17 protein-coding genes are annotated in these 17,229 nt (G+C 62.3%); 10 read left to right on the forward strand and 7 right to left on the reverse strand.

Features of this window, described 5'->3' with window-relative positions:
* Nucleotides 1-24 precede the first annotated feature (24 nt).
* The gene (locus tag AMK00_RS06295; RefSeq protein ID WP_064809909.1) at nt 25-1,527 is read right to left on the reverse strand and encodes a protein adenylyltransferase SelO; all 1,503 of its coding nucleotides are present in this window, start codon (nt 1,525-1,527) and stop codon (nt 25-27) included.
* Nucleotides 1,528-1,787: 260 nt separating this feature from the next.
* Between AMK00_RS06295 and AMK00_RS06300 the strand changes: the two genes are divergently transcribed.
* Complete coding sequence (locus tag AMK00_RS06300) at nt 1,788-3,245, forward strand: MFS transporter (protein WP_064809910.1); 1,458 nt, start codon at nt 1,788-1,790, stop codon at nt 3,243-3,245.
* Nucleotides 3,246-3,280: 35 nt separating this feature from the next.
* Here the strand turns inward: AMK00_RS06300 and AMK00_RS06305 are convergent, their stop codons facing one another.
* Both AMK00_RS06305 and AMK00_RS06310 read right to left on the reverse strand, forming a co-directional pair.
* Nucleotides 3,281-3,805, reverse strand: a complete 525-nt coding sequence (locus AMK00_RS06305) for a DUF1697 domain-containing protein (protein ID WP_064809911.1) — start codon at nt 3,803-3,805, stop codon at nt 3,281-3,283.
* Nucleotides 3,806-3,903: 98 nt separating this feature from the next.
* Complete coding sequence (locus AMK00_RS06310; protein ID WP_064809912.1) at nt 3,904-6,012, reverse strand: S9 family peptidase; 2,109 nt, start codon at nt 6,010-6,012, stop codon at nt 3,904-3,906.
* A gap of 244 nt (nt 6,013-6,256) precedes the next feature.
* Here AMK00_RS06310 and AMK00_RS06315 point away from each other — a divergent pair, with 244 nt between their 5' ends.
* Nucleotides 6,257-6,646: a DUF930 domain-containing protein gene (locus AMK00_RS06315; protein WP_064801273.1), complete on the forward strand. Its 390-nt coding sequence runs from the start codon at nt 6,257-6,259 to the stop codon at nt 6,644-6,646.
* A gap of 95 nt (nt 6,647-6,741) precedes the next feature.
* On the forward strand, nt 6,742-7,527 hold the full coding sequence (locus AMK00_RS06320; RefSeq protein WP_064809913.1) for a polysaccharide deacetylase family protein: 786 nt from the start codon (nt 6,742-6,744) through the stop codon (nt 7,525-7,527).
* Between the two features lie 49 nt (nt 7,528-7,576).
* Here the strand turns inward: AMK00_RS06320 and AMK00_RS06325 are convergent, their stop codons facing one another.
* The gene (locus AMK00_RS06325; protein ID WP_064809914.1) at nt 7,577-8,869 is read right to left on the reverse strand and encodes an NAD(P)/FAD-dependent oxidoreductase; all 1,293 of its coding nucleotides are present in this window, start codon (nt 8,867-8,869) and stop codon (nt 7,577-7,579) included.
* 18 nt (nt 8,870-8,887) lie between these two features.
* Nucleotides 8,888-10,054, reverse strand: coding sequence for an AI-2E family transporter (locus AMK00_RS06330; protein ID WP_064809915.1), 1,167 nt, complete (start codon nt 10,052-10,054; stop codon nt 8,888-8,890).
* Between the two features lie 215 nt (nt 10,055-10,269).
* On the opposite strand from AMK00_RS06330, the gene AMK00_RS06335 reads away from it, so the two are divergent.
* The gene (locus AMK00_RS06335) at nt 10,270-10,653 is read left to right on the forward strand and encodes a hypothetical protein (RefSeq protein WP_064809916.1); all 384 of its coding nucleotides are present in this window, start codon (nt 10,270-10,272) and stop codon (nt 10,651-10,653) included.
* Between the two features lie 7 nt (nt 10,654-10,660).
* Here AMK00_RS06335 and AMK00_RS06340 read toward each other — a convergent pair whose 3' ends face one another.
* On the reverse strand, nt 10,661-11,521 hold the full coding sequence (locus AMK00_RS06340; protein ID WP_064809917.1) for a VOC family protein: 861 nt from the start codon (nt 11,519-11,521) through the stop codon (nt 10,661-10,663).
* A 282-nt stretch (nt 11,522-11,803) separates the two neighbouring features.
* Here AMK00_RS06340 and AMK00_RS06345 point away from each other — a divergent pair, with 282 nt between their 5' ends.
* The 4 genes from AMK00_RS06345 (at nt 11,804) to AMK00_RS06360 (ending at nt 14,544) form a co-directional block, all read left to right on the forward strand.
* On the forward strand, nt 11,804-12,223 hold the full coding sequence (locus AMK00_RS06345; protein ID WP_064809918.1) for a universal stress protein: 420 nt from the start codon (nt 11,804-11,806) through the stop codon (nt 12,221-12,223).
* A 134-nt stretch (nt 12,224-12,357) separates the two neighbouring features.
* On the forward strand, nt 12,358-13,026 hold the full coding sequence (trhA, locus tag AMK00_RS06350) for a PAQR family membrane homeostasis protein TrhA (protein WP_064801285.1): 669 nt from the start codon (nt 12,358-12,360) through the stop codon (nt 13,024-13,026).
* Nucleotides 13,027-13,101: 75 nt separating this feature from the next.
* Nucleotides 13,102-13,653 carry a GNAT family N-acetyltransferase gene (locus AMK00_RS06355; RefSeq protein ID WP_082240279.1) on the forward strand — a complete coding sequence of 184 codons (552 nt, stop codon included), beginning with the start codon at nt 13,102-13,104 and terminating at the stop codon, nt 13,651-13,653.
* Nucleotides 13,654-13,842: 189 nt separating this feature from the next.
* A complete protein-coding gene (locus tag AMK00_RS06360; RefSeq protein ID WP_064811660.1) occupies nt 13,843-14,544 on the forward strand; it encodes a pentapeptide repeat-containing protein in 702 nt (233 codons plus the stop codon).
* Nucleotides 14,545-14,622: 78 nt separating this feature from the next.
* Here AMK00_RS06360 and AMK00_RS06365 read toward each other — a convergent pair whose 3' ends face one another.
* Entirely contained in the window at nt 14,623-14,895 is a 273-nt protein-coding gene (locus AMK00_RS06365) for an usg protein (RefSeq protein ID WP_011424576.1), read from the reverse strand.
* A gap of 281 nt (nt 14,896-15,176) precedes the next feature.
* Between AMK00_RS06365 and groES the strand changes: the two genes are divergently transcribed.
* Together groES and groL are read left to right on the forward strand one after the other, a co-directional pair.
* Entirely contained in the window at nt 15,177-15,491 is a 315-nt protein-coding gene (gene groES / locus AMK00_RS06370; protein ID WP_064809919.1) for a co-chaperone GroES, read from the forward strand.
* Nucleotides 15,492-15,542: 51 nt separating this feature from the next.
* The gene (groL, locus tag AMK00_RS06375; RefSeq protein ID WP_064809920.1) at nt 15,543-17,171 is read left to right on the forward strand and encodes a chaperonin GroEL; all 1,629 of its coding nucleotides are present in this window, start codon (nt 15,543-15,545) and stop codon (nt 17,169-17,171) included.
* The last annotated feature ends 58 nt before the right edge of the window (nt 17,172-17,229 follow it).

Below are 17,229 nucleotides of genomic sequence, written 5' to 3' on the forward strand. Positions count from 1 at the left end.
ACGGTACGGTTGTATTGAAGCCGCTTACGTCCCGCAGAAAGTCTGCAGCACCCGTTCCTCCGGCTTCGGCGGCTCCATATAGGCCGCGAAATCCGGCTGGTCTTCGTAGGGCTTCGACAGCACGGTGAGCAGCGCCTCGAACAGCGAGAAATCGCCGTTCTCGACCGCCGCCTCGATCGCCTGTTCAACCCGGTGATTGCGGGGAATGAAAGCTGGGTTGACGCGGCGCATGGCGCCGGCGCGTTCGACCGGCGTCTGCGGATCGCGCGACAGTCTCTCGCGCCACTGCATGAGCCAAGGGCGACAGGCCTCCGGCTCCTGGAAGCTCCCGGCAAAGGCAGGCTCTGCATCGTCGTTGCCGGCAAGATCGGAGAGTCGCCGGAAGGCCAGGGTGAAATCGGCGCCCTGTGCCTGCATCAGTGAGAGCAGCGCTTGAACCAGCTCGAGATCGCCATCCTCTTGCCCGGCAAGGCCGATCTTTGCCCGCATGCCGGCCAGCCAATGCGCCTGGAACCGCTCGCCATAGGCGCGGATCACCGCATTGGCCTTGTCGACCGCCTTGTCCGGTTCGGTATCGATCAGCGGCAATAGCGTTTCGCCGAGCCGCGCAAGGTTCCACTGGCCGATGGCCGGCTGATTGGCATAGGCATAACGGCCGTGCTGGTCGATCGACGAGAAGACGGTTGCCGGATTATAGGCATCCATGAAGGCGCAGGGACCGAAATCGATCGTCTCGCCGGAGATCGTCATATTGTCGGTGTTCATCACGCCATGGATGAAGCCAACATGCAGCCAACGGGCAATCAGCGCAGCCTGGCGCTCCGAAACTGCCTCGAACAGGCGGAGATAGGGTGCCTCGGTCTCCTTCAGCGCGGGATAGTGCCGCTCGATCACGTAATCGGCGAGCGCCCGAACACCGTCCGTGTCGCCCCGTGCCGCGAAATACTGGAAGGTGCCGACCCTGATATGGCTTGCCGCGACCCGGGTGAAGACCGCACCCGGCAGCACTTCTTCGCGGTAGACCGGTTCGCCCGTCGTCACCGCCGCCAGCGCCCGCGTGGCGGGAATGCCGAGCGCGAACATCGCCTCGCTGATGATGTATTCTCTGAGCACCGGCCCGATTGCGGCCCGGCCGTCGCCGCGACGCGAAAAAGGTGTCGGCCCCGCGCCCTTCAGCTGGATGTCGAAGCGCTTGCCGTCGCGGTCGACCACTTCGCCGAGCAGGATCGCCCGCCCGTCGCCGAGCTGCGGCGAGAAGCCGCCGAATTGGTGCCCGGCATAGGCCATCGCCAGCGGCTCGGCCCCTTCGGGAACGAGATTGCCGGAAAAGATCGCCGCGCCGTCGCGGCGCAGTGCCTCGACGTCGAGCCCGAGCTCGGCGGCCAGCGGCTCGTTGAGCTTGATCAGCCATGGCTCGGCCACCGGCGTCGGCGTTTGCGGCGCAAAGAAGCGCTCGGGCAAGCCGACATAGCTGTTGTCGAACGGAAAGGCCGCACCGGACCGGATTTTCTGCGGGGTCGAGGTCATTGTTCATAGGTAGGGTCGGGGTGCCCCGCGCGCAAGCCGGTCTTGCGCGCCGGATCCATCGGCCGTCACGCAGATCGCGCAGATGCAAGGAATCGTGATCCGCTTTTACCTCTCGTCAAAGCTGCTTTGCCATAAAGGACATAGCCCCGCCATGATCTCGGGCGTATAGCAGATGGTCTCCCCTTGGCCTTGCGCCATGTCATCCCCGCGGCCTTGCTGCTTCCTCTGCTCCGCCGCGCCACCGCGAGTGATTCCGCACGATGTCGGATCAGATTTACCAGGCGCCGATGGTTCGGCGCGCCGCGCCCAATTTTCGGGTGATCGCGATGATCGTCGCGAGTGCGATGCTGATGGAAAATATCGACGCGACCGTGCTGGCGACCGCGCTGCCCACCATGGCGCGCGATTTCGCCGTCAGCGCCCCGGCCATGTCGATCTCACTGACCTCCTATCTCCTCAGCCTGGCGATCTTCATTCCGGCCAGTGGCCGGATCGCCGACAGTTTCGGTTCGCGCACCGTCTTCCGCGCCGCCATCGCGGTCTTCGTCATCGGCTCCATCCTCTGCGCGCTCGCACCGACGCTGCCCTTCCTGGTGCTGGCCCGGCTGCTGCAGGGCATGGGCGGCGCGATGATGATGCCGGTCGGCCGGCTGGTGCTGATGCGCAGCGTCGCCCGCAAGGATATGGTCAGCGCCATGTCCTGGCTGCTGGTGCCGGCGCTGATCGGTCCGATCGTCGGTCCGCCGCTCGGCGGCTTCATCGTCACCTATCTCGACTGGCGCTGGATCTTCTACATCAACGTGCCGATCGGCATCATCGGCATGATCTTCGTCTCGATCTACATCGACGAGGTGAAAGGCAAGGCGACCGGCCCCTTCGATACGGTCGGCTTCATCCTCTCGGGCATTTCGCTCGGCTCGCTGCTCTTCGGCTTCGAAATGTCGAGCCATGACGGCGAGGGCGCCTTCTCGATCTTCCTGATCGCTGTCGGCCTGCTCTTCGGCATCGGCTATTTGAGGTATGCCCGCCGGCATCCGTCGCCGATCATGGATTTTTCACTGATGAAGGTGCCGAGTTTCGGCACCTCCGTTATCGCCGGTTCGCTGACGCGCATCACCCAGGGTGCCCAACCTTTCCTGCTGCCGCTGCTGTTCCAGATCGGCTTCGGCCTTTCCGCCGCCGCAGCCGGCCAGATCGTCATTGCCACCGCGCTCGGCGCGCTCGCCATGAAGCCGATGGCGCGGTTCGTCTTCAGCCGGCTCGGCTTCCGCAGAAGCCTCGTTCTCAACGGCATCCTCGGCACGGCTGGTTATGCCCTCTGCGCCGCCTTTCGGCCGGATTGGCCGATGCCGCTGATCTTCGTCGTCCTGGTGCTCAGCGCCTTCTTCCTGTCGTTCCAGTTCACCGCCTACAACACCATCGCCTATGACGAGATCGAAAAGGAGCGGATGAGCTCGGCCACCAGCTTCTACACCACTTTCCAGCAGCTGATGTTGTCGCTCGGAATCTGCATCGGGGCCTTGGCGCTGCACGGTTCCATGGCCTTGTCAGGCACCGAAACGCCTGATCTCGGCGATTTCTCCGCCGCCTTCGTCGTCGTCACCATCATCTCGATCACAGCGACCGTCTGGAACCTGCGTTTCTCGCCGACAGCAGGCGAGGAGATCAGCGGCTATAAGGCCAGACGCACGAAGGTGCCTGGAGAAACAAAGGCTTGACGCGCGTCGCTTGAATCAAATTCTGCGCGTCGCACTCAGTCCTTGTTCTCCATGTCGGCCGCCATGTCCGCGAGCTTGCGCACGGTGTTGAGATTGCGCGAGGTCCCGGGCTTCAGCGCCGGCAGCTTCAGCTTCGAGCGGCCGGATCCATTCGGATAATGCACATAGATCTCCCGGCCGGTGAGCTTCGCCTCCTCGCCATCGGGCGCCGCCATTTCATCAAACGCATCGGCGGGCGGCTTTTCGGGCAGGAAATAGACGAGCAGGAAGTTCGGCTTGGCGTCCGGGAAGGGCGCGTTGGCGGCAATCGCGTCGAGCTCTTTCCGGCTGCGCACCATCACGCCCGGGCGCTTGCCCATCTTCTGTCCGAGCGCCTCGTCGAGCTTTTCCTCAAGGGTTTTCTCGGCTTCATCCGAGCGGAACAGCACATTGCCGCTCTGGATGTAGGTTTTCACGTCGGTAAAGCCGAGACCTTCGCAGATCGCCTTGAGTTCAGCCATCGGCAGCGAGCCGGTGCCGCCGACATTAACGGCGCGGAGGAGGGCGATATAGACGGGCATTTCTGTTTCCCTTGACCTTGTGCCGTGTGGCACCCCCTCTGCCCTGCCGGGCATCTCCCCCACAGGTGGGGAGATTCAGCCCCACCAAATCCACTCCCTCACATCTTTCCCGCCACCTTGATCGCAAACGCATACTCGAACGCAATCTCCTCCAGCCGCTGGAACCGCCCCGACGCCCCGCCATGGCCGGCGTCCATATTGGTCTTCAGCAGGATCGGCGCTTCGCCCGTTGTCTTGTCGCGCAGTTTCGCTACCCATTTGGCCGGCTCCCAATAGGTGACGCGCGGGTCGGTCAGGCCGCCGAGCGCCAGAATCGGCGGGTAGGGTTTTGCGCCGACATTGTCATAGGGCGAATAGGCGGCGATCTGCTCGTATTCTTCGCGGCTTTCGATCGGATTGCCCCATTCCGGCCATTCCGGCGGCGTCAGCGGCAGGGTGTCGTCGAGCATGGTGTTGAGCACGTCGACGAAGGGAACGGCGGCGATGATGCCGGCGAACTTTTCCGGCGCCATGTTGGCGACGGCGCCCATCAGCATGCCGCCCGCCGAGCCGCCCTCGGCGATGATCTTCGCGTAAGAGGTGAACTTCTGTTGATTCAGGTAATCCGCCGCGGCGACGAAGTCCTTGAAGCTGTTGGTCTTCTTGTCCATCTTGCCGTCTTCGTACCAGGCAAAGCCCTTGTCCTTGCCGCCGCGGATGTGAGCGATGGCATAGACGAAGCCGCGATCGGCGAGCGACAGGCAATTGGTGTTGAAACCGGCCGGAATGGTGATGCCGTAGGCGCCGTAGCCGTAAAGCAGGCAGGGGGCGCTGCCGTCGAGCGGCGTATCCCTACGATAGAGCAGCGTGACCGGCACCGTCTCGCCGTCCCAGGCCGGGGCGAAGACGCGGCGGGTGACATAGTCATCGGGATTGTGGCCGGACGGCACTTCCTGCGTCTTCAACAATGTGCGCTCGCGCGTCACCATATTGTAGTCGTAAAGCTGCGACGGTGTCGTCATCGAGGAATAGGAGAAGCGGATGACATCCGTGTCGTATTCCGCCGCGCCCGAAAGCCCCAGCGAATAGGCTTCCTCGGCAAAGGCGATCGCGTGTTCCTCGCCGGTCTTCCGGTCGCGGATTATGATCCGCGGCAGCCCGTCCTTGCGCTCCAGCCACAGGAGATGGCGGGCATAGGCCATGTGGCTGATGATGAGCGTGCCGGGCTTGTGAGCGACGACTTCGCGCCAGTTCTCCTTGACCGGATTGTCGACCGGCGCTTCCATGATCTTGAAATCCTTGGCGCCGCCGTCATTGGTCAGGATGTAGAAGACGTCGCCGCCCTCGGTCAGCGAATATTCGATGCCTTCCTCGCGCGCCGCCACCAGCTTCGGCTCGGCCGTCAGATCCTTGGTCGACAGCAGCCGGTATTCGCTCGTCTCATGATCGTGAATGTCGATATAGATGAAGTCGTCGAGCAGCGAGCCGCCGACGCCCATGAAGAAGCCGGCATCGGCTTCCTCATAAACCAGGCGGTCTTCAGACTGAGGCCGGCCGACAATGTGGTGGAACACCTTCGAGGGCCGGTGGTTCTCGTCGAGCGCCGAATAAAAGAAGCTCTTGCCGTCCGGCGCCCAGACGCCCCCGCCGCCGGTATTCTCGATCCGGTCTTCGAGATCTTCCCCGGTCGCGAGATCGCGCACCTTCAGCGTGAAGAACTCCGAGCCCTTGTCGTCATAGCCCCAGATGCCGCGGCTGTGGTCGCTCGAATGGTCGAGGCCGGCGAGGCGGAAATAGGCCTTGCCTGATGCCTCCTTGTCGCCGTCGAGCAGCACGGTGCGGATCGCCTCGTCGGCAACGTCGCCGTCGCGAGGAATGCGGAAATAGCGCGGCTGTTCGCCGCCGGTCACAAAGAACGTGCCGTAGGCATAGGCGCCGTCCTTCATCGGCACCGAGCTGTCGTCTTCCTTGATGCGGCCGCGCATCTCGGCAAACAGCGCCTTCTGCAAGGGCTTGGTGTCCTCCATCGCCGCGTTCATATAGGCGTTTTCGGCTTCCAGATGCCGGCGGATCTCGGGGTCAAGGATCGACGGGTCCTTGAACATCGCCTGCCAGTTGTCGGCGCGCAGCCAGGCGTAATCGTCCGTGCGGGTAATGCCGTGGCGCGTGTCGGAGAGAGGCTTTTTCGGTGCGGCGGGCGGTGTCGGCAGGCTCTTGAAAACGGACAAAGGAATTGGCTCCGGTGGGAATGTCGGGTTGGCAAGAGATAGAGGCGCACCGCCGCCGGATCAAGCGCCAAGGGACGAGGTGACCGTCCACAGTCGAGGAGACGGCAGCGCCCGGCTTGCCTTGATGTCACCACAATATTTAAGGAGGTCCGCTATCACAGAGCGAATTTTGCACGTGCCCAGCCCCCGGCAAGCCGCCGGCGGCAGGATGAAGACTGTACAACAGTAAGGGATTTCCTCCGCAATGCCGAAACGTCTGCTCCTGTTTGTATCCCTGGCCGGCTTGGCTGCCCCCGCTTTTGCCGTTGACCCGGCCATCAAGAAGCAGCTGGAAAAACTCGATCCCTCCACCCGCCTGGAACAGAGCTGCGACACGGAAGCGATGAGCCGGATCAACAACGACAGCACCGGCTTCAAGCCCGATAAGGTGATCGCCTATACCTTCAAGGACCCGATCGCCGGCGACAATTCGCTGCAGGCGCCGGGCGCGGTCTTCCGCAGCAAGGGCGACTGGTACCATCTTTCCTACAATTGCATCACCGGCCCACAGCATATCAACGTGCGCGAACTCGACTATCAGATCGGCGAGAAGGTGCCGCGCGAGAAGTGGGACAAGTATTATCTCTACGATTGATGCGGTTTCCCGCCGGCGGCGGTGACATCCGGCCACATGGCGTGTGGCAAGGCTAGCGGCTAGAGTCGCGGCGCTCGAATCGTAAAGTTGATGACATGAACCGCATCCTGCTCACATCGGCGTTCCTTCTGGCCGCAATCTCGGCCGCATCGGCGGACGAGTTGTCGTTGGCGCTGCCGGCTGCTCCGCTCTCGAAGGCGTCGGCGATCAAACTTGTCGAGCCGCATCTGCATATCGCCCGTTCCAACATAGCGGGCCATGCCCGCATCGCGCTCACCTTCGACGCCTGCATGGGGCAGGCGGACGAACGCATCGTTTCGACTCTGGTGCGCGAGCGCATTCCGGCAACGATCTTCGTCACCGCCCGCTGGCTGAAGCGCAACCCGCAAGCCCTTGCTGTCTTCCTGCAGAATCCCGATCTCTTCGAGCTCGAAAACCACGGCGAGAACCATATTCCGGCCGTCGATACGCCGACGCTCGTCTATGGCATCGCCTCGGCCGGTTCGCCGCAGGCGGTAAAGCAGGAGGTCGAAGGCGGTGCCGCCGCCATGGTCGCAGCCGGCATTCCCGCACCGCACTGGTTCCGCGGCTCCACGGCCAAGTACGATCTTTCCGCCATCGGCGAGATCCGCACCATGGGCTATCGCATCGCCGGCTACTCGGTGAACGGCGACGGTGGCTCGTTGCTTGGCGCAGCGATCACCGAAAAACGCATCGCCTCCGCCAAGGACGGCGATGTCGTCATCTCCCACATTAATCAGCCCACCCATGCGGCGGGCGAGGGAGTGGCAAAGGCGCTGGTTGATCTCAAGATGAAGGGCACGGCGTTCGTTCGTCTTGGGGATGTCGAGGATACTGGTGACGACAAGACGACGGAATAGGGCTGCGGCTGAAGGTGCGCCGTGTGGCACAATAGCCAAAGCGAAGTCTCTACCGCAACGCATCCCCAGCCCGCAACCTGTCCTCTCCAAACCGCCGCATGCCCGGTCCTTCCCGGTCGAACGCAAAGTCCTCGAACCAGTCGCGGTAGATCCCCGCAATCATCGCCCCGATCATTTGGGCGGCGAGATAGGAGAAGGTGATGCCGTTGCCGCCATAGCCGTGGGCGGCGAAGACATGCGGCATCCCGGGCGTCGGGCCGATCAGCGGCAGGCCGTCGGCCGTCTCTCCGAAGGTTCCGCCCCAGGCATGGGCGACGCGGGTATCGGCTCTCGGCCATAACCGCTTCATCTTCTCCCGGATCGCACTGATCTTGGCCGGCAGCTTGTGATTTCGCCCCGCGGGATCCGTCGTGCCGTCATCCTCGCCGCCGGCGACGATGCGGTTGTCCGCGGTTGTGCGCATGTAGAGATAGGGATGGCTGTTCTCCCAGATCAGCGTCCTGTCGCGCCAGAGCCGCGCCGGGTCCTGAGGCACGGTGGCGAGCGCCCAGCTTGAACTGACGCGGTGCAGCTTCGGCATGTTAAGCCCCGGCATCGAGTAGCCGGTCGCCAGCACCGCATGTCGCGCTTCGATGGCGTGCCCCCCAGCCGTCTCTGCCGTGACGCGATCGCCCTCGCTGTGCAGCGCGGTCACCGAAGCGCTGACGAGCTGCGCTCCGCGTCCCACAGCCATCGCGATCAGCGCCCAGGTGAGCAGCAGCGGATCGGCCTCCGCCGAACCCGGCGAATAGATCGCGCCGTCGCGATCGAGCTCGAACTGGGTGAAGAGATCGGGATGTTCGAGATAGACGCCGGGCAGACCCGCCCGCCGGCGCAGCTGGCGCTCCTCCTGCAGGTCGCGCGCACCTTCCCGATTGGCGGCGAGATAGAGCGTGTTGCGCGCCCTGAAGCCGCAGGCGATTCCATTCGTCGCGATCAGCTTGGAAAGGCCGGCGACGGCAGCGGCGCTGCGGCGATAGATTCCGGCCGCTCGTTCGAAGCCGTAATAGGTCTCGAGTTCGCTGAGCGTGCTGTCGATTTCCCATTGCAACATCGCGGTGCTGGCGCCTGTGCTGCCGAAGCCCGGCTCCTCCCGGTCGATGATAACAACGGAAAAGCCGCGCGCCGTCAGATGATCTGCGATCAGCGCGCCGGTGATGCCGCCGCCGATCACCGCGACATCGGTCGAAAAGCTCTGCGCCATCGGCCGCCATTGCGGACGTATGGCATTCTTCCCCCAGAACGAACGGCCACTGACCATCTGGTCATGATCGGATTCGTCGAGATCGAGATCGGACGCCACTGATGTCTCCTCGCTTGATCACTTCGGCAATTGCGGCTGCGGTTTTTCCTCGATCAGCAGTTCCTCGATGATGGTCATGACGATCAGCGACAGCGGCAGCGCGAGCATTGCGCCGACGGCGCCCCACATCCAGGTCCAGAACAGGATGGCGAGAAAGACGATAAAGGGATTGATTTCCAGCCGCCGCCCCATGACCGCCGGAAAGATCAGGTTCTCCATGACGAGATGCACCGTGAAGAAGGCCGCCGCCGGCACCAGACCGACGATGAAGCCGTCATAGGTGATGATGCCGGCAATGGCGACGGAAAGCGTCATCAGCGTGATGCCGAGATAGGGAATGAAGCTCGACAGGAAGGCGAAGAAGCCCCAGAGCGCGGGTGACGACAACCCGCTCGCATAGGCGATGATCGTCATGACGACGCCAAGCCCGACATAGATCAGCGAGGCTGTGGCGAAATAGAAGCCGAGCACCTGCTCGACCGCATTGATGACCCGGATTGCCGCCAGGCGCTGCGTGCGGGTGCGGAAGGTCATGATGATCGTCTTGCGCAGATTGACCCGGCTGGCGAGGAAGAGCAGCAGCGCAGCGAAGAAGATCAGCCCCTGTACCAGCGCCGGCGTCAGGCTTGTTGTCACCACATGCAGGACGCTACCGGTGTTTTCGAGCAGCGCGCCGATCGACATCGGCCCGCTTTCGAATGTCGCCGGCGTGATGTGCAGCCATTCGATGCGCTCCAGATAGGGCATGATGCGGCTGATCGTCCGCTCGACGAAAGCCGGGGCTTCGTTGGCGAGCGTCGCCAGCGGATCGGCAAGCGAACTGACCAGCAAGACGATGACCAAAGCGACACTGCTTGACAGAAGGAAGGCGTTGGCAAGCCTCGGCACGCCCATCTTGCCGAGATTTTCCGCGGCAAGGCCGAGGATCATGCCGACGACGACGGCCAGGGTGATCGGAATGAGGATCAGTGACATCATGTATACCGCGGCAAGGCCGAGGATGGCGAAGATGCCGATGATCGCCCAGGCCATGCTGATGTCGAGCCCGTCCTTCTCGAGTCGATGCACCGGCGGGGACGGCAGCTCCTCCGCCGTCTCCTGCAACGACTTAGCCCAGGCGCTGGTTTGGCGTTCGCCGATGGCGATCTTCTTTGCGTGTTTGCGGATGCCGTTGGCGATGCCCATGCGGTGAGGTCCCCGAAGCCAGATTGCTTCGCCACAAAAACGCGCTGATGCGGTTCCGGTTCCGCCGGCCCATGGCGCTGCCGTAAAGACATCGGGTCCGCCTGCGGGCAAGGGCGCTGAAGCGCCCGCCCTTTCATCGGCTCGCGCGCCGATTTGATCCTGCCGCCGGAACAAGCTCGCCGTCACTGGCGTTCGACCTCGGAAGGAGAGTGCTCATGATTGCAGATCCCGATCAGATGAAAACCACCGAGACCTATTCGACCGATCCCCCCTATGCGGACGAGGCGAGGCTGAAAGCCGCCGATCAGCGGCGTTGGTGGGTTTGGACCGTTCTTGTGGCGGGCGCGGCAGTTCTCATCATTGCCGGCGTGAGCGTTGCGATCTGGCCCAATCCCAGCAACAATGATCCGGCGGCGACGGCTTCGACCAAGCCGGATCCGATCAATACGCAGCCCTCCGGTCCCGGCGCGTTCAACAACGACCCGGCCTCCGGCCCTGCACGGCCGCCCGAAGCGACAGACCGGTCGCCAACGCCGAGCGGAAACGGCGGCGGACCGACGCAGGTGACGACGCCCTCAGGAACCGAGAAGGTCCAATAGTGCAGGTTCAGGCCGAAAGCGTCAGGCCAATGCCCCAGGGATCCTTGAGGAAAACGCCGCCATCGCGCTTCTCGCTGTTGATCTCCAGCGCGTCGAACCTGGAGACCGCCGCGTCGAGCGTCGCCTTGTCGTTGAAACGGATCCGGTAATCCGACAGCCCGGTCATATTGTCGGCGCGGGCAGTGGCGCCCCGGCTGTTCCAGATGTTGGCTGCGAGATGGTGGTGATAGCCGCCGGTGGCAAAGAAGCTCGCGCCGGGATAACGGGCCATCAGCTCGAGGCCGAGCACGTCCCGATAGAAGGCGTCGGCCTGCGGGATATCGCCCACCTGCAGGTGCAGATGGCCGATCGCTGTTCCCTCAGCCATGCCGTCCCAGCGATCCTCCGATGCGCTGTTATAGAGCGCCTGCAGGTCAAGGCGCTGCGTCGCCATTTCGACCATGCCGTCCTCAAGGAATTTCCATCCCTTGTGCGGCCGGTCGGCATAGATTTCGATGCCGTTGCTCTCGGGGTCGGAAAGATAGATCGCCTCGCTGACGAGATGGTCCGAGGCGCCGTCGAGCACGACGTTGTTGTGGGCGGCATGGCGTAGCCATCGCGCCAGTTCGGCGCGGTCGGGCATCAGGAACGCGGTGTGGAAAAGGCCTGCGGCATTGCGTGGCGCGACTACCGCGTCCTTTGCCGTCGTCAGCGTCAGCAGCGGATGCCCCCCGACACCCAGCACTTCGCCGCTCGTCGTCTTCTCGATGACCTTCAGGCCGAGCATCGATTGATAGAAGCCGGAAACCAGGCCGAGGTCGGTAACGACGAGATGCGACTGGTCGATATAGGCAGGCCGCGTCAGCGCATAAGATGTTTCTGTCGTCATCAATGGGTCTCCTGCCTCTGCAGTTAAAGGCATACCGGCGGTGGCGGCAACGATGCCGCCCTAGCAAATCCGAGGAAGTGTCGCCGGTTCATTCGCCTGATCTCCTCGGCTGCCGTACTTGATCTCTATATGGCCTATCCCGATTGTTCACAGAAGGCTTGTTTTTGAGGATGAAGCGTTGAGCAGATGTTGACGATGACCTGCACTGGCTTGATCGGAGCCATTGCGCCGCCCATATCTTTATTAGAGCAAGCTTATGCATCTCAGTCATGGAGGGAAGCCATGTACCGGAAGATTATCGTGGCGATCGCGCTCGGCCGCCTCGACAGGGGAGAAAACATTCTCCGCAAGGCCGCCTCGCTGCTCGACGCGGGCGGCCAGATCGTCGCGCTCAACGTCGTCGAGGATGTACCGACCTATGTCGCGATCGAATTGCCGGCCAATATGCTCGAGGACGCCATGAAGGACGGCCGCGACAAGCTGGAAGCGCTGGTCGCCGCAACCGGGGTCACGGCAACGATCGACATCCGCAACGGCCCGCCGGCCAAGGCCATCATCTCGGCCGCAGAAAGCCACGGCGCCGACCTCATCATCCTCGCCTCGCACGTCCCGGATTTTTCCAACTACTTTATCGGCGCCACGGCCGACCGCGTCGTGCGGCACGCCAAGTGCTCCGTGCTGGTCGAGCGGCAGAAGATCTGAATCTGTGCCGCCGTCGAGGGGGCGGGGCCTGTGCGGTCTGTCACGAAGATTTACTGCCCGCACGATGCGCCGCAGTTGCGCCCCCGCCGGTTCGGTGCGACCATCGCGATCGGGTACGAAACGGGTTGGCGTGCATGGCCGAGTTCAACGGTATTCGCTGGGCTTACGACAGATATGAGCTGATCGCCGACGGCATCGTCCACGGCGTCGGTCTCGTGCTGGCGCTGATCGGCGCCACTGCTCTGATCTTCTACGCCACCGTCTGGAGCTCCCACGGGGCGCTCGCCGCCGCCTGGATCTATGGCGTCGGACTGGTGCTGACGCTTGCCATCTCCTTTTCTTACAATGTCTGGCCGGTCTCGCGCACCAAATGGTTCCTGCGCCGCTTCGATCATTCGGCGATCTTCATCCTGATCGCCGCCACCTATACGCCATTCCTAGAACGCGGCGCCGACGATCCGCTGATCTCCTTCATGCTGGTGGCGATATGGCTGTTCGCTGCCGTCGGCATCGTCCTGAAATGCGCCTTTCCAGGGCGATACGACCGTCTCGCCATCCTGCTTTACCTCGCCATGGGCTGGAGCGGCGTGCTCGTGGCGGGGCCTGTCGCCGCGCGCATTCCCTCCGCTTCGATGCTGCTGATCGTCATCGGCGGCGTCATCTATTCGCTCGGCGTCATCTTCCATGTCTGGGAGAAACTGCGTTTCCAGAACGCCATCTGGCACGGTTTCGTCGTCATCGCCGCGGCCGTGCATTATTCGGCCGTTTTCACCTGTTTCAGCCTGCCGATGCCAGAGTTCTGAGCTGCCGCCCGCCCGAGGCGTCCCGCAAGCCTTTCTCTGCTGTATCAGCAGTTTACATCTTTTGAACCGCGGCGTATGCCAACCCGCGCAGTCAATCCGAACCGGGCCATCATGACAGACGCCATCCTTCTCCGCGACGCCACCGAAGCCGATCTTCCCGCCATCCGGGATATCTACAATCATGCCGTCGAGCACACGACGGCGATCTGGAACGAAACGCTCGTCGATCTCGAAAACCGACGGGAATGGCTGAGTGCGCGCAAGGGCCGCGGCTTTCCGGTCATTGTCGCCGAGATGTCGGGCAAGGTGGCGGGCTACGCCTCCTATGGCGACTGGCGCGCCTTCGAGGGCTATCGCCACACGGTCGAACATTCCGTCTATGTCGACAAGGATCATCGCGGCGCCGGCATCGGCGAGGCCCTGATGCGCGAATTGATCGCGCGTGCGGCGGCCGCCAATATCCATGTGATGATCGCCGGCATCGAGGCCGACAACGCTGCTTCGATCCGGCTGCACGAAAAGCTCGGCTTCCGCATCGCCGGCAGATTTTCCGAGGTCGGCACCAAGTTCGGCCGCTGGCTGGATCTGACCTGCATGGAACTCCGTCTGCCCGGCGAGGCCGATTGACCTGCCTGCTCGGGCAAGGCCGACGGCCTGCCGGGGCAAGGAGGATGAGCGCTCGCCGGACGGAGTGACCCGGCAAATCATTGCCGGAGCGGTCACTATCTTTTTATTGTATTCTGAGCTGTGTAGAAAAGAGAGGCTGCCTGCTTCGCGAGAGGCGGCGTGATAAGCGTCATGGAGATCAACAGTTCAATGGCAATGCATCGATCGCCGCTCGGCCTCCTTGCCCTCATTCTTCTCGCCTCCGCTCCGATCTCCACACGCGCTGCCGACTGCAGCAGCACGGCCTCGCCGAAGCTCGACTGGCAGGAATGCACGAAGAAAAACCTGATGCTGCAGGGCAGTGATCTCCAAGGCGCCAACCTCTTCAGCACCGATTTCTCGCTCACCGATCTCAGCGGTTCGAATTTCAAATCCGCCAATCTGGAAAAGGCGAGCTTGGTGCGTGCCTCGCTTGAGGGGTCACATGCCGAAGGGGCCAACTTCGCCAAAGTGGAGGCCTATCGCGCCAGCTTCGCCAACATTGCCGCCGAAGGCGCTTCCTTTGCCGGCGCCGAGCTGCAGCGGGCCAATTTTGGCGGCGCCCGGCTCTCCGGCGCGAGCTTCGAGAAGGCCGAACTCGGCCGCGCCGATTTCGACAAGGCGGTGCTGACGGGGGTGAAATTCTCTTTCGCCAATCTCTCCCGCGCCGATCTCTCCAGCGCTGTCTTCGAGGGCCCGGCAACGTTCGAGCGCGCCTTCATGTTCTTGACCCGCATCGAAGGCCTTGACCTCTCGGCTGCCGCCGGGCTCGAACAGGCGCAGATCGAGCTGGCCTGCGGCGATGCCTCGACCAAGCTGCCATCCGGCCTCTCGACGCCGGCAACTTGGCCATGCCCTGCCGAGCACGAGTGATTACCCGGGCGACACCGTATGTGTTGAAAAAACGCTATGGCAACTGCGCCCGGCTGGCTTGGGAATGTCGGGTTCGACCTAGTGCAATTTGAACTCGCCCATGACGCGACGCCATTCGTTCGGTCCGATCAGCCGCTGGTGGGTGTAGCGGACAGAATGCAGCGGCCCGTCGAGCGTGGACTGCCAGAAATCCAGGAACTTGTGCATTTCCGGAAAGTCCGGGGCGAGGTCGTAATCCTGCCAGACATAGGTCTGCAGCACGGATTCAAAATCAGGAATGCGATAGAGGATATGGGCGGTGGTCAGTCCATAGCCGTTCAGCTGACGCTCCAGATCTGATGAAAATTGCATGCTTCATCTCCGTTTCATGACGCTCGAAAGGTGGCGCAAAATTTTGCGGCTATCAACGGATTTCCGAACGCGTCCACCCTGTTTATTGTTCCTTTACAGGATGTTAGCAGCCGCTTCGAGTGAGTGCTAATTTTTTTATGGCGCCCCTCTTGAAATGGAAAAAGCGCAAAACCAGATCATTCCGCGCAGAACGCTCGATCGAGGTTTTGCACCCGCCCGGACTGGTCATCCGGTCCGGCCAGGGGAACAACATCATTATTGTTTGTCCATTGGAGGAAAACATGTCGTTCCGACCGCTTCATGATCGCATTCTCGTCCGCCGCGTCGATTCCGAAGAAAAGACCAAGGGCGGCATCATCATTCCCGACACTGCAAAGGAAAAGCCGCAGGAAGGCGAGGTCATTGCCGTCGGCCCCGGTGCCCGCAACGATGCCGGCCAGATCCAGCCGCTCGACGTCAAGGTCGGCGACCGCATCCTGTTCGGCAAGTGGTCTGGCACCGAGATCAAGATCAATGGCGAAGACCTGCTGATCATGAAGGAAAGCGATGTCATGGGCATTATCGAGGCCCGGGCCGCCGAAAAGATCGCCGCCTGAGGCGATTTCCGCGCATTAGTCAAAAAAGCCGCCTATTGAAGGAGTTACAGAATGGCTGCGAAAGAAGTCAAATTTCATAGCGATGCCCGTGAACGCATGCTGCGTGGGGTCGATGTGCTGGCCAATGCGGTGAAAGTAACGCTCGGCCCGAAGGGCCGCAACGTGGTGATCGACAAGTCCTTCGGCGCGCCGCGCATCACCAAGGACGGCGTTTCCGTCGCCAAGGAAATCGAACTTGAAGACAAGTTTGAAAACATGGGCGCCCAGATGCTGCGTGAAGTTGCATCCAAGACGAATGATCTTGCCGGCGACGGTACAACGACGGCGACCGTTCTTGCCCAAGCGATCGTCAAGGAGGGCGCAAAGGCGGTTGCCTCCGGCATGAACCCGATGGATCTGAAGCGCGGTATCGATCTTGCCGTCGACGCTGTCGTCAAGGAGCTGAAGAACAACGCCCGTAAGATTTCCAACAATTCCGAAATTGCCCAGGTCGGTACGATCTCCGCCAATGGTGATTCCGAGATCGGCCGCTACCTCGCGGAAGCCATGGAGAAGGTCGGCAACGAAGGCGTCATCACGGTTGAAGAAGCCAAGACCGCCGAAACCGAACTCGAAGTCGTCGAAGGCATGCAGTTCGACCGCGGTTATCTCAGCCCCTATTTCGTCACCAATCAGGACAAGATGCGGGTCGAGCTCGAGGATCCCTATATCCTCATCCATGAGAAGAAGCTGTCGAACCTGCAGTCGATGCTGCCGGTTCTCGAAGCCGTCGTTCAATCCGGCAAGCCGCTCCTCATCATCGCTGAAGATGTCGAAGGCGAAGCCCTTGCAACGCTCGTCGTCAACAAGCTGCGTGGCGGCTTGAAGATCGCTGCCGTCAAGGCCCCTGGCTTCGGCGACCGCCGCAAGGCCATGCTCGAAGACATCGCCATCCTGACGGGCGGCACCGTGATCTCCGAAGACCTCGGCATCAAGCTCGAGAATGTGACGCTCAATATGCTCGGCCGCGCCAAGAAGGTGGCGATCGAGAAGGAAAACACCACCATCATCGACGGTGCCGGTTCGAAGGCGGAACTTGACGGTCGCACCGCTCAGATCCGCGCCCAGATCGAAGAGACCACCTCCGACTACGATCGCGAGAAGCTGCAGGAACGTCTTGCTAAGCTCGCCGGCGGCGTTGCCGTCATCCGCGTCGGCGGCTCGACCGAAGTCGAGGTGAAGGAAAAGAAGGATCGCGTTGACGACGCGCTGCATGCAACAAGGGCAGCGGTCGAGGAAGGCATCCTGCCAGGTGGCGGCGTGGCGCTGCTGCGCGCGGTCAAGGCCCTCAACGCGATCAAGACTGCCAATGACGACCAGCGGGTCGGCGTTGACATCGTTCGCCGGGCGATCGAGGCACCGGTTCGCCAGATCGCCGAAAACGCCGGTGCGGAAGGCTCCATCATCGTCGGCAAGCTGCGCGAGAAGAGCGAATTCTCCTATGGCTGGAACGCTCAGACCGGCGAATATGGCGATCTCTACGCGCAGGGCGTCATCGATCCGGCAAAGGTCGTTCGCACCGCACTGCAGGACGCAGCTTCGGTTGCCGGCCTGCTGGTGACGACAGAGGCGATGATCGCCGAGAAGCCGAAGAAGGAAGCTGCTCCGGCCATGCCGGCCGGCGCCGGCATGGACTTCTAAGCGATCGCTCGGCCCGCTCTGCCATCGGGGCGGGCCGTTCTACGCACTATCGAATTAA

Origin of the sequence: Rhizobium sp. N621 (assembly GCF_001664325.1) — a bacterium.
GTDB classification, from domain to species: Bacteria; Pseudomonadota; Alphaproteobacteria; order Rhizobiales; family Rhizobiaceae; genus Rhizobium; species Rhizobium esperanzae.